This window comes from Xanthomonas sp. BRIP62418, assembly GCF_003993495.1.
Lineage (GTDB): Bacteria > Pseudomonadota > Gammaproteobacteria > Xanthomonadales > Xanthomonadaceae > Xanthomonas > Xanthomonas euroxanthea.
In genome coordinates this window covers 24,952-38,177 of record NZ_QEZG01000058.1, presented here as the reverse complement: position 1 = coordinate 38,177, position 13,226 = coordinate 24,952, and the positions used below count along the sequence as shown (strand labels likewise).

Genomic DNA, 13,226 nt, shown 5'->3' with positions numbered 1-13,226 from the left:
TGGCGGCTTTTTTTTTGCGTGCGAATCGGTGCGCAGCATGACCTATGGCATACGGGGGAAGCGCAGGCAGGCGCTTAGCATCGTGGGCTTGCCTGTTCCAGGTCCCTGCGGAGTTGCGATGAAGATCCCCACCTTGTTGTCCGTGTCGCTGCTGGCGGCACTGTCGTTGCCTGCGGCCGCACAAACCGCTGCGCCGCAGGACGTGCCGTTCGACGGCACCTTGAAGATCGACGTCGATGCCACCGATCTGGCCCACCGCATCTTCAAGGTCAAAACCACCATGCCGGCCAAGCCCGGCCCGATGACGCTGCTGTATCCGCAGTGGATTCCCGGCAATCACTCGCCGACCGGGCCGATCGACAAGCTGGCCGGTCTGGTGATCAAGGTCGATGGCAAGGTGGTGCCGTGGAAACGCGACCAGTTCGATGTGTACGCCTTCACCGTGGACGTGCCGCAGGGCGCCAGCGAGCTGGTGGCCGAGTTCAAGTTCCTCTCGCCGCAGGCCCCCAACCAGGGCCGGGTGATGATGACCCCGGAGATGCTCAACCTGCAGTGGAACACCACCGCGCTGTATCCGGCCGGCGTGTTCGCACGCAACATCAAGGCCCAGGCCAGCGTCACCTTGCCAGCCGGCTGGAGCTATGCCACGGCACTGGAAACCGACCGCCGCGTCGGCGACACGGTGACCTTCAAGCCGATCGATTTCGACGACCTGGTCGATTCGCCGATGTTCGCCGGCAAGTACTACAAGCGCGTTGAGCTGAGCGCCGGCAAGCAGCCGGTCTACCTCAACGTGTTCGCCGACGAAGCCAAGTCGCTGGAGGCCAAGCCCGAGCAGATCAAGGCGCATGCAGCGCTGGTGCAGCAGATGGACAAGCTCTACGGCGCGCGCCATTTCGATCATTACGAATTCCTGCTGGCGCTGACCAAGAAACTGGGTGGCATCGGACTGGAGCATCACCGCTCCAGCGAAAACAGCGGCGTGCCGACGTACTTCACCGAGTGGGACAAGAGCTGGACCGGGCGCGACCTGCTCGCACACGAGTTCAACCACTCCTGGAACGGCAAGTACCGTCGCGGTGCCGACCTGGCCACGCCGAACTTCAATGTGCCGATGGGCGACAGCCTGCTGTGGCTGTACGAGGGCCAGACCCAGTTCTGGGGCGAAGTGATGGCCGCGCGTTCGGGCCTGTGGACGCAGGACCAGGCGCGCGAGATGCTGGCCGGCGTGGCGGCGAGCTATGAGCGCGGGCGCCCCGGCATGGCCTGGCGCACCGTGCAGGACACCACCAACGACCCGACCATGTCGATGCGCCGGCCCAAGGCGTACCGCAGCTATCAGATGAGCGAGGACTACTATTCCGGCGGCCAGATGATGTGGCTGGAAGTGGACAGCAAGTTGCGCGCGTTGACCAACAACAAGCGCTCCATCGACGATTTCGGCAAGGCGTTCTTCGGCATGAACAACGGCGACTGGGACGTCAACCCGTACACCTTCGACGACATCGTCGCCACGCTCAACGGCATTGCCGCCTACGACTGGGCCAGCCTGTTGCGCAGCCGCATGGACGGGCATGGCTCGTTGAACGGGGGCATCGAGGCCAATGGCTGGAAGCTGGTCTACAACGACGAGCCCAATCTGGCCACCAAGGCCGACGAAAGCGACGACAAGGACGCCAACCTGGCCTATTCGCTTGGCGTGTCCTTGAAAGCCTCTGGCGACATCGGTGATGTGCTCTGGGACGGCCCGGCCTTCAATGCCGGCCTGATCGCCGGCAACACCATCGTGGCGGTCAACGGCCGCGCCTTCAGCAGCGAGGTGATCAAGGACGCGATCAAGGCGGCCAAGGGCACCACCGCGCCGATCGAACTGCTGGTCAAGCGCCTGGACCGCTACGACACCGTGCGCATCGATTACCACGGCGGCCTGCTGTATCCGCATCTGGAACGTATCCCCGGCAAGCCGGATCGCCTGAGCGAGTTGTACAAGCCGCGCTGAGTGGCGATCGGCTGCCAGCAGCCATTCGAGCGGGCAGTGGAAAAACCTGGCGGTGCGTGCCCGGGAGCGATCGATCATGCAGCGGCAGGCGCCGGTTTTCGTCGGTACCGATGCCGGTGCGACCGATCGAAAGACGGCGCGCCAGCCGACTGGTCCGCTCATCAATGCGGCCAGGTGAAAAACGCCGCCGCAGGAATGGGTGCTTGCATCCCTTCCTGCGGCGGCGTCAGCTGTCCGATTCCCGATTCCCGATTCCCGATTCCCGATTCCCGATTCCGGATTCCCGATTCCCGAGCCAGCGTCGCGCATCCTGAGACCGACGCCGACTATGCTGTCGCTCCAGAAGCGATGGGTTAACTGACGATGGCGAAGGCGAAAACGGCCTATGTCTGCGGCGAGTGCGGCGCCGAATACAACAAGTGGCAGGGGCAGTGCACCGAGTGCGGGGTCTGGAACACGCTCAGCGAGATCGTGCTCGAAAGCGCCACGCCCGGCGGCAAGGCCTCGCCTGCGGCTTCGCGACGTAGCGGCTGGGCCGGCAAGGCCGAGGCGCCCAAGATCACCGCGCTCAAGGATGTGCAGCAGTCCGAGCAGGCGCGTGTGTCCACGGGCATCGGCGAGTTCGATCGGGTACTGGGGGGCGGGCTGGTCGAGGGCGCGGTGGTGCTGATCGGTGGCGACCCGGGCATCGGCAAGTCGACATTGTTGCTGCAGGCGCTGGCGAGCATGGCCAGCACGCTGCCGGTGCTGTACGTGACCGGTGAGGAATCGTTGGCACAGGTGGCCGGGCGCGCGGTGCGGCTGGATCTGCCGCTGGAAGGCTTGAATGCGCTGGCCGAAACCGGCATCGAAAACATCCTGCAGCATGCCAGCGTGGCGCGGCCGAAGCTGATCGTGGCCGACTCGGTCCAGACGCTGTGGACCGAGTCGCTGACCGCGGCGCCGGGCTCGGTCAGCCAGGTGCGCGAGAGCGCGGCGCGGCTGGTGCGCTATGCCAAGGAGACCGGCACCGCCGTGTTCCTGGTCGGCCATGTGACCAAGGAGGGCGGCATCGCCGGCCCGCGCGTGCTGGAACACATGGTCGATGCGGTGCTGTACTTCGAAGGCGAGAGCGGTAGCCGGTTTCGCCTGCTGCGCGCGTTCAAGAACCGCTTCGGGGCGGTCAACGAGCTGGGCGTGTTCGCGATGGGCGAGAAGGGCCTCAAGGAGGTCTCCAACCCGTCGGCGATCTTCCTGTCCGGCGGCAGCACCCAGCAGCCGGGCAGTTGCGTGATGGTCACCCGCGAAGGCACCCGGCCGCTGATGGTGGAGGTGCAGGCACTGGTGGACGCCTCGCCGCTGTCCAATCCGCGGCGCGTGGCGGTGGGGCTGGAGCAGAACCGGCTGGCGATGCTGCTGGCGGTGCTGCATCGCCATGGCGGCATCGTGGTGGGCGACCAGGACGTGTTCGTCAATGTGGTCGGCGGCATCCGCGTGCAGGAAACCGCTGCCGATCTGCCGGTGCTGCTGGCAGTGCTGTCCTCGCTGCGCGACCGGCCGCTGTCGGAGAAGACGATTGCCTTTGGCGAAGTGGGGCTGTCGGGCGAGATCCGGCCGGTGCCCAACGGCGAGGATCGTCTGAAAGAAGCCGCCACCCACGGCTTCAAGCGCGCGATAGTGCCCAAGGCCAACGCGCCCAAGGTTGCCAGCATCAAGGGCATGGAGATCGTCGCGGTGGAGCGGCTGAGCCAGGCGCTGGAAGCGGCGGCCGAGTGATGCCGGCGTGTATGGGAGCGCGCGTGCGCAGGGCATCGCGCTGCACGCGGTGAGCTGATCGCGCGCCCGGTGCAGGGCTGCACACATTGCGCCGCGCGATGCCGGAGTTGCATCAGTGAGGTTGTCGGGTTGGCCGCCGGCAACTGCGGCGACCGTTGGTCGGCCAGCAGTCGCGAGATGCCGCCAGCCGGTAAGAAACCGTTTTCAGCAGAGGGCGGCTATGGCAACATGCGCGGCCCGTTGCACGGTGCACCGGATCACAGACAGCGCCCACTGCGCGTCACCAGGAGAACACGATGGAATGGATGTTGTTGCCACTCAAGCGCTACGCCGACTTCAATGGCCGCTCGCGCCGCAAGGAATATTGGATGTTCATGCTGCTGCAGGCGATCGTCCTGCTGGTATTGGGCGGCTTGTTCGGCATCGCGGCGGCAGTGATGGGCGGCGAGAACGGTCCCGGCGCACTGGCATGGCTGGTGCTTGCCATCATGGGGATCTTCGTACTGGCACTGATCGTGCCGAGCATTGCGGTGACCGTGCGTCGCCTGCATGACCAGGGCAAGTCCGGCTGGTTCTATCTGATCAGCCTGGTGCCCTACGTCGGTGGCTTCATCGTGCTGGTCTTCATGTGCCTGGAAGGCACGCCCGGCCCGAACGAGTACGGCGAGAATCCCAAGCAGTAACCGGGTGCAATGCCTGATCGAACAATGGCGCGGGGAGTCCTCCGCGCCATTGTCGTTTCTGGAGAGCCGGCCGGCTCAGGCTGTCGAAGGGCACGCACCTGTTCGAGTGCGGCACTTGGTGCGATGGGGGCATTTTGAGCTGCCCGCAAAAACGTAACCGTCTTGCCAGGGCGTGGGAAGCGGTCGAGCGGCAATAGGGCAAGGGCCTGCTCGTGTGTTCACTACATGATTGAACTACCAGGTGGATAGGTTTTCCGCCCGGCGTGGCAGCAGGCGAAAAGCAGTCCAGCCAATGCCCGACCAGATCAACGCATCACAGCGGACGGCTCACTGCACTGCAGGCGCCGATGGCATGCAGCAAGCGCGGCTCGCCGCCGTTCGCCGCGCTGCCGCTGTTGCGAGCCCGCGTTGGTCAACAGGCCGCGGCGTGATGGGCGGTGCTGGGGCTGACGGCCTTGCTGGGCGCGTGCTTGTCGGGCGTAGCAAGTTCCAGCTTATAACCATGCGAATACACGGTTCTGATGCGCACCACGCCGCTGTGGTTGCATAGCTGCAGCTTCTTGCGCAGCTTGTAGATGTGCTGCTCCATCGTGCGGTCGGTGAACTCGGTGTGGCTACCCCACACCGCCTTGGCCAACTGGCAGCGGCGGAAACATACGCCGGGGCTGGAAAACAACAGCCAGGCGATCGAGAACTCGCGTGCGGTCAGCACGATCGGCTTGCCGTGCAGGTACACGGTATTTTCGTCGCGAATCAGGTGGTAGGGACCAACACTCAGCTGCTGGCTCTCGGAGCATGCCTCGGCCACCGGCGAAAGCGCCAATGCCGCGCGCACATGCAGTTCGTGGGAATTGAACGGCAGGGCGAGCACGTCGTGTGCGCCGGCGCGGTACCAGGCCAGAATGTCGTGCGCACAGTCGAAACGCCCCAGCACGATCAGTGGCGTGGGATGACCGCTGTGGCAGCGTTGCCAGGCCAGCAGCGAGCTGTCGTCCGACGCGACGCAGGTCGCGTCGAAAACCAGCAGCTCGCAGGGGGAATGCCGCAGCGAGCGCAGGAGTTCGAGTTCGTCGGAAAACACCGCAAAACTCGGGGCCAGCGGTGCAAGGCTCGCATTGACCTGCGATGCCAGACGCGCGTCCTGCGTCAACAGGAAAGCCGATCCTTGCTTGCCGGTAGGGTTGCCGTGCATCAGCCGGCCTTCCCATGTCTGCCCACGTACCAGTCATGTGCTGGATGCCTGTTGTGGACAGCAGGCGCCAATACAAAACCCACATGTATAGATAAGTGCATCGCCATCGCCTTCGGCTGCCAGGGGATCCGGCCTGAGGCCGGACGAATGGTATGTACCATTGCGGAGCCAGAAAGTTTCACTGCTGCGTACTTTTCTTCGGCTTCGGGCGGGCCGGCTTTAACGTACGCTCATTTAGGCGCAACGCAGCTCTTACATCCAGGGCATGCGTCGACGGCGACTAACAAAATTCCGACATCGCGCGGTACGCGGGCCGATGGTTCCGGCGGAAAACAATACGCACGATCGCCAGGTCGTTGAATGCAATGTCAGGTCTATACCACGGTATTGCGATTTGCACGTGCGCGAAGCGCGCATGGAATATGTGGGCCATCGGTTGATGCCATGGAATGCGGCAGCATTGGTTTGAAGTGCATCTTTCATTTACTGAAATACCTTGCACGCGGCCATCGCCGCGACATGCCAGGACAATGGTCCCGCTGCGCACGGGCTCAGGTGCTCGAATGGCCGACGATTGCTTTTTTGGCTGGCGTCCTGTCTTCAATACGGCTTCGCATGGCGTGGAATGTCCTATGCACGCATGCGGTGGCGGTATGCAAAAAGTGCCCTTTACCTGCACGCCGCTTAACTGGTTTGCCGACAGACAGAGTGAGGATTTTTGATTTTCTTAGTGCCTTGGAGTGAGAAATTCCATTGGATCCGCTGCATACAATCGTTTGCGCCAGCCAGACCGGCGCATTGTTGTTTTTGCTCGTCCCCCTATGAGAGAGCCCGGCATGATCCTTTCAACCTACTTCGCGGCAATCTCTGCGTTGTCGTACGCAGACCGTCTTCCTATCTATACAAGCAGGATGCTGGTTGGTGCCTGGCCGCAAGGTCTGCAACATCTTCAACAACGCCGCGACGGCCAGGCCGCCCCGGATGGTGCAGAGGATGAAGTCAGCCTGCTCGGTGCCAGCGGCGATGCATTGTTGATCCTCGAATACCAGGAGGAGGCCGAAGATGCCTACCGCCACGCCTTGAAGGCGATGCGCGGGCATCAGCGCCAACTGCGGCTGCTGTCCTGCCGCAACACCGCCTGGTTGATGCTGAGCCAGCGCCGCCTGAGCGCTGCATTGAATTGCTTCGCACAGCTGGCGATGGACCGCGAAACGCCGCCCTGCCTGTGCGGGGAGAGTCTGCTGGGCAAGGCGCTGACCCACTTCCATCTGGGCCAGAGCACGCTGGCGCTGCAGACGCTGGAGCGTGCCAACGAAGCGCTGGGGGAACTGGACAGCGGCGCAACCGAGTGGCAGCGCATCGCCAACGCGCTGCGTCTGGACATGATCGCGCAGCTGCGCATCCGGCGTGCCGACCGGATGAGCGACCACGTGTTCTGGCAGGCCACGCTGCGCCAGGAGGATGCGGCGCATGCGTTCGAGCCCAACGAGTTGCGCGCCTGCATCGCCGACCTGGCCGAGAGCATGCCGGTGCTCGCCCAGCGCATGCGCCACGTGCGCAACCTGCTGCGCATTGCCGGTGGCGACACCTTCGGTTTCGATGCGCAGATCGATGCGCTGCCGGCCGCCGCCACCGGGTGCCCGCCATGCGCCCGGCAGGATGCGCAGGTGGAACTGGCGCTTGCCGCATTGGCGGTGGGGCGCGCGGATCTGGCAGAGCGCGCCCTGGCCGGTGCCGGACGTCACCACGCGCCGCGCTGGAATCTGGAGTTCGAGTATTGCCAGGCCAAGATCAGCCAGGCGCTGGGCAAGACCGAGCAGGCGCTGTTGCTGTACAACCGGTACGCGCTGGGCGCGGTGCAGTGCCTGCGCAGCGAGGTGCAGGCGCCGCGGCTGCTGGAAAGCGGCACGCCGGCACATGTCAGCGACGACATCTCCGCGCGGCTGCCGGCCAAGTATCGGCGCGCCTACGCCTACATGATCACCAATGCGCACCGTTCGGACCTGTCCATCAACGAGGTGGCCGCGCAGATCGGCGTGACCGGGCGCGCCTTGCAGCAGGCGTTCAAGTCCGCCACCGGGCTGTCGCCGACCCAGGTGCTGCGGCGTTACCGGATGCAGAGCATCCGCGACGAACTGTTGGCCGAAGGCGGCTGCGGCAGCGTGCTGCAGGCGGCGAGCCGCTGGGGCGTGGGCAGCCGGTCGGCCTTGGCCAAGGGCTATCGCCAGCATTTCAATGAGGCGCCGATGGAAACCTTGCAGCGGTAAGCCGTTGCGCGCCACGGCCATGCGTCGACGCAGGCCGTGGCGCGTCGTTTCTGCAAGGGGGGCTGCCGTGGCGGCCGCGCGCCGGCCACGCGCGAGACGCCGTCATAGTGTGACGTGCGTGCGTGTGGGGCGGCTTGCGGCTATCCTGTGCGGCTCGCACTGCCACCCAGGAAGGCGCGTCCGAGGATGGGCGTGGCCGCCAAGGAAACGACGAACGATCATGCAAGATCACACCTCCGAGGCGACGGACGCCTCCCAGATCCGCCGCGCAGGCGTCGATCTCAACGGATTGATGTCCGTTCTCAGCAAGCATCTGTATTCCACGCCGGTGGTCGCGCTGCGCGAGCTGGTGCAGAACGCGCACGACTCGATCCTGCGTCGCCGCCTGGAACAACCCGACTGGCAAGGCCAATCGCGCATCGAAGTGCATGCCGATGCTGCCCAGGGCATCGTGCGCATCGTCGATACCGGCGCCGGGCTGACCCAACAGGAAATCCACGATTACCTTGCTACCGTCGGCGTGGGGTATACGCGTGGCCTGCGTCAGGGTGGGCATGAGGACAGCGGCCTGATCGGCATGTTCGGGCTGGGCTTTTTGTCGGCCTTCGTGCTGGCGCGCCGCGTCACCGTGCGCACCACCTCCTACCAGAGCCCGACGCTGGGGCATTGCTATATCTCCAGCAATGCCGAGCAATACACGGTGAGTCCGATCCCGGCACGCGCCCAGGTCGGAACGGAAGTGGTGCTGGAGCTGCACGAGGACTATCTGCCGTTGGCCCAGGAAGCACGGCTGCGCGAGATCCTGTCGCGTTATTGCGCGCTGTTGCGCGAGCCGATCTGGATCGGCGGCGATACCCAGGCGATCAATCCCGAGCCGCCGCCGTGGCGCATGCACGATGCGGTGCCGTTGCATCCGGTGCAGGCCTGGCGGCGTCAGCGCGAGTTTGCCGCGCGTTTCGAGCGCAACTTCGAGCCCTTGTGCTGCATGCCGGTGCGTGCGGAGGAGGGCAGCGATGCGGTCGGCCTGCTGTGGGTGCAGGACGGAGCCACCTACGGCACCAGCGACAACCGCAACCTGTCGGTGTTCCTGCGCGGCATGCTGCTGGACGACAACGCGCGCGAACTGCTGCCACCGTGGGCGGGCTTTATCGGGGGTGTGATCGAGTCCAATCGCTTGACGCCCACCGCCAGCCGCGAAGATCTGCAACGCGATGCCACCTACACGGCCGTGCAGCACGCGCTGTCCGAAGCGCTGGTGCAAGGCCTGGCCGATGTGGCGCGTCAGCAGCCGGAAGCCTGGCGGCGCATCCTGCTGCGGCACAACGAGGCATTGCTGGGCGCGGCGCTGTGCGACGAGCGTTTGTTCGCGCTGCTGATGGAACACGTGCGGGTGCCGACCTCGCAGGGCGACCTGCCCGCGCAGCAGTTGCCGGCGCGTGGCGCGGTACATGTGATCCTGGACAGCGACAGCGGTTTCGAGGAAATGCTGTTCCGCGCGATGGGCGTGCCGGTGGCCTACGGAAACCGCTATGCGGTGGTGCCGTTCCTGCGCCGCTGGGCGCAGGCCAAGGGCGTGCGCCTGGTCGAGCTGGGCACCGAGCAGGGCAACCGGCAGTTGTTCCAGCTGGATACGTTGCCGGCCGACGAACTGGCCTGGCTGGAACAGCACCTGGGCGATGGCGAGGCGCTGGTGCCGGCACGCTTCAGCCCTGAGGCATTGCCGCTGGTGGTGGTGCCCGACCGCGAGGCCGAACTCAAACGCCGGCTGGAGCAGGACGAGAACGACAAGCGCGTGTCCACCGCCGCGTTGCGGCTGGCCCGGCAGTTCACGGCGGGGATTCAGGCGCGGCAGACCCAGCGGCTGTATCTGAATCTCGACAACCCGGCCTTGCAGGCACTGCTGGCGGCGCAGCGCGCCGGCAATCCGCAGGCGGCGGTGGCGGCGCGGTTGCTGCGCTCACTCAAGGTGATCGTGTCGACGCAGGGGCGCAGCCAGCCGCAGCCGGGTGCCAACGCATCGGGCGGATCGGATTTGAACCGGGCCTTTGGCGATCTTGCCGAGGCCGTGACCCAACTGCTGGCGCGCTGAGCGCCGCATCGAAGGAGCAACACGATGGAAATCTGGAACTGGGTAGAAAAGCTGCAGGACGATCTGGGCGAAGCCGGGCAGCCGCAGAATGCGCAGCTGCTGACACGCCTGACCGACCATATCTGCGATCTGCAGATCGAACGCGCCGAAGCGTTGTTGCCCGAGGCGCGTGCGCTGGGCAAGACGCTGGCCAATCCGTGGCTGGAGGTGTTCGTCGGGCACTGGGAAATGCGCAACCGCGTCGGCAATCTCTGCGAAGGCGAGCGTGCGCTCAGCGACGCGGTGGCGTTGTTCGAACGCGCGCATCGCGCCGATGCGGTGGAGTGCCCGCAGTCGGTGTGCGTGACCCAGGACCTGGCCGCCTGCTACGCCAATATCGACGGGCCGGGCTGGGTGGAAGAGCGCATCGAGGTGTGCGAGGAAACGCTGGGCCGCATCGATCCGAGCTGGTCGTGCTACCAGTGCCTGAGCTGCGAAAAAGCCGATGCCCTGCTCGACGATGGACGCGGCGAGGCGGCACTGAGTTATCTGGAACAGCAGTCGCAGACCATCGTTGCGCATGGCGGGCAGATCTACGACGGCGTGCCGGACATGCGCATCTCGATCCTGCTCTCGCTGGGCCGCGCGCAAGAGGCGCTGGCGCTGATCGAACAGCGCGAACGCGAAGCCGCGCGCGAAGGGGCCGAATGGGCCAACTGCAGTCAGCCGCGGCGCCTGCAGAAAGCCCGTGCCTTGGCAATGTTGAATCGCGACGACGAAGCACTGGAAGCCTTTCTGCCGTGGCGCGAGGTTGCGCCGCGCTACCGCCTGCACTGGTTGCGTGCGGTGGTGGTGCTGGTATCGCGCCAGCCCGAGCGCAACACCTGGGATCTGGGCAGCCGCCTGCAGGTGATGCTCGATCATTACGCGCAGGTGGGTGCGCATCGCATCCTGATCGAAGCGGCCGAGATGGCGATCGCGCTGGCGTTGCAGCGTGGTGCGGTGTGGACCGCGCGCCGGCACCTGGCGCTTGCGCGTGCGCATGTGCCCAAGTTGCGCCAGGACCGTGGCGCCACGCAACTGCTGGACGGCCTGGCTGCGCGCGTCGAGGCCGCACCGGCGGGCGAGCCGGCACCGGTGCCCGCTGAGCAGTTGCTGCAGTGGCTGGATGCGCAAGCCGAAGACGTGGCACGGAATCCCGAGCGCGAGGCGCAGTGGTTGCTGCTGGCAGTGGCCGAGCGTCCCGACGACGCCGAGTTGGTGGACACCACGGCGTCGGCATTGAGCGCGTGTGCGGCCGACGACGAGGCGATCGCGCTGCTGTGGGCATTCGTGCAGCGGCATGCCGACCGCGAGACCAGCCCGACCTTCCGGCTGATGAACCTGTTGCTGGGCCGCGGCGACGAAGCCGGCCTGCGGCGGCTGGCGCAGCTGTATCGCCCGCTGGTGCCGGTGGCGGCGCTGTGGTGCGAGGCGCAGCTGGCCCAGCGGCTGGCCGATTGGCCGGCGCTGGAGCAGGCCTGCACCGCGTTGCTGGAATTGTCGCCAGGCTCGCATGGCGCGCGCGGGTTGCTGGGGCGCATGTATCTCAACACCGGCCGCTTCGCCGAAGCCGCCGAGGTGTATCGCCAGCTGACCGAGTTGATGGAGGAGCCGCGCTCCGCGCATTGGGATCACATGACCGCGGCCAGCGCGGCGCAGCAATGGGACGCGGTGCGCGCCTCGGCGCTGGCGCTCGGCATGGAGCTGAGCAGCACCAGTGGCGTGGTCGAAGAAACCTGGGGGTGGGTGATCGTGCGTTGCGTGGACGACGGCGAGGTAGCCGAGTACTACGCACGGCGCACCGGCCCGGTCACCGCGCGTATCGTCGAAAATGCACCGGCACATCGGCGCCAGCATGTCGGCGACTGGGTGGTGTTCGACGCGGAGTTGCTGTATCCGCCACCGGACGACGAGGCCGAGCGCGAGCGGTTCGTGCCGACCTATGCGCAGGTGCATGTGCTGGAGCCAGGCGGTTACGGCAGCAGCTGGCTGGTGGATGGCGTGCATCCTGGCGAGGAGGCGATCGAGGCCTTGCGGCAGGACGTCGAAGCGCGCGGCTGGAAGCTGTGGTTGCATAGCCGCGACGACTATCGCGTGGTCGATCCGGCACACGCGGACGCATTCGACCCGGAAGATGCAAGCACGGGTCTGCCGGGCGTGCTGTTCACCGTGGCGCTGCCGGAAGCGGCGGCGCCGCTGGAACTGCATCGCGTCCTGCTGGCCACAACCGCGCAGTGGGCGCACCCGATGTGCTGGCTGCGCCTGGCCGAGGCCTGCGATCAGGACCCGCGCCCGCATCTGGAGGCGGTGGAGCGCTACGGGCTGTAGGGCGGCGATCAGGCTCGTCGCGCAGCGGCTGCTGATGCGGTCGCCGTTGCCGCCGGGATTGGGGAGTGGGCATTCGGGATTGGCATGTGTGGTTTGCATGCCAACTGCTGGTATGTCGTCAGCAATGGTGACGCTCGGAAGAACGTGCAGCCCACCTGGCTGTTCGCATTTCTTTCCGCAACCGATAGCAACCGGTGGTGCTTGCGCGCGTGCCGGTGTGGGACCTTGAGCGGCATGGATGCCGCGCCAGAGCCTACACGGACGTACTTGCGGCGTGTCCCACGCCGGTACACGGGCAAGCGCCCGCAGCAGACCCAGGCTTCTAAGGAGCACCGGCAGACCTCATGCGCAGGGTTGGTCGGTATGCGGAGTTGGTCGGCAGCGCGGTGCCGCATCCGGTGTCGGGACACGCCGCAAGTACGTCCATGTAGGCTCGGTGGCGGCATCCATGCCGCCACACGGTCCCGCCCCCGGACGCGGCACCACGCTCCCAATAGCGCTACCGCTGATTGGCAAGCAATGCGGTCAGCACGTGTAGATGCCTGCGGACTCCGTCGCTAACGCAATTGGCGAGTCATCTATCTACTGTCACGTCGCCAGGAGGGGCACTCCAGAGACGTGTAGTCCAGCAAGTCGTTCGCATTTCGTTCCGGAACCGATAGCAACTGATGGTGCTTGCGCGCGTGCCGGCGTGGGACCTTGAGCGGCATGGATGCAGCGCCAGAGCCTACAAGGACGTACTTGCGGCGTGTCCCACGCCGGTACGCGTGCAAGCGCCCGCCGTAGACCGAAGCTTCTACGTAGCACCGGCAGATCTCACGCAGGGTTGGTCGGTGTGCGGAGTCGGTTGGCGGCGCGGCGCCGCATCCGGTGTCGGGACACGCCGCAAGTA

7 protein-coding genes are annotated in these 13,226 nt (G+C 65.8%); 6 read left to right on the top strand and 1 reads right to left on the bottom strand.

Going from position 1 to position 13,226, the window contains the following annotated elements; all coding sequences use genetic code 11:
- Positions 1 to 118: 118 nt before the first annotated feature.
- From EO174_RS21705 to EO174_RS21695, 3 genes are all read left to right on the top strand, one after another.
- On the top strand, positions 119 to 1,999 hold the full coding sequence (locus EO174_RS21705; RefSeq protein ID WP_164740298.1) for a tetratricopeptide repeat protein: 1,881 nt from the start codon (positions 119 to 121) through the stop codon (positions 1,997 to 1,999).
- A gap of 363 nt (positions 2,000 to 2,362) precedes the next feature.
- Entirely contained in the window at positions 2,363 to 3,754 is a 1,392-nt protein-coding gene (radA, locus tag EO174_RS21700) for a DNA repair protein RadA (RefSeq protein ID WP_104650266.1), read from the top strand.
- A gap of 296 nt (positions 3,755 to 4,050) precedes the next feature.
- Positions 4,051 to 4,437, top strand: coding sequence for a DUF805 domain-containing protein (locus tag EO174_RS21695; protein ID WP_104582448.1), 387 nt, complete (start codon positions 4,051 to 4,053; stop codon positions 4,435 to 4,437).
- Between the two features lie 412 nt (positions 4,438 to 4,849).
- Here EO174_RS21695 and EO174_RS21690 read toward each other — a convergent pair whose 3' ends face one another.
- Complete coding sequence (locus tag EO174_RS21690) at positions 4,850 to 5,629, bottom strand: response regulator transcription factor (protein ID WP_104582449.1); 780 nt, start codon at positions 5,627 to 5,629, stop codon at positions 4,850 to 4,852.
- A 911-nt stretch (positions 5,630 to 6,540) separates the two neighbouring features.
- On the opposite strand from EO174_RS21690, the gene EO174_RS21685 reads away from it, so the two are divergent.
- The 3 genes from EO174_RS21685 (at position 6,541) to EO174_RS21675 (ending at position 12,334) form a co-directional block, all read left to right on the top strand.
- Positions 6,541 to 7,896, top strand: coding sequence for a helix-turn-helix transcriptional regulator (locus EO174_RS21685; protein ID WP_180708131.1), 1,356 nt, complete (start codon positions 6,541 to 6,543; stop codon positions 7,894 to 7,896).
- 220 nt (positions 7,897 to 8,116) lie between these two features.
- Entirely contained in the window at positions 8,117 to 9,985 is a 1,869-nt protein-coding gene (locus EO174_RS21680; protein ID WP_164739871.1) for an ATP-binding protein, read from the top strand.
- A gap of 24 nt (positions 9,986 to 10,009) precedes the next feature.
- Entirely contained in the window at positions 10,010 to 12,334 is a 2,325-nt protein-coding gene (locus EO174_RS21675; protein WP_126947466.1) for a hypothetical protein, read from the top strand.
- The last annotated feature ends 892 nt before the right edge of the window (positions 12,335 to 13,226 follow it).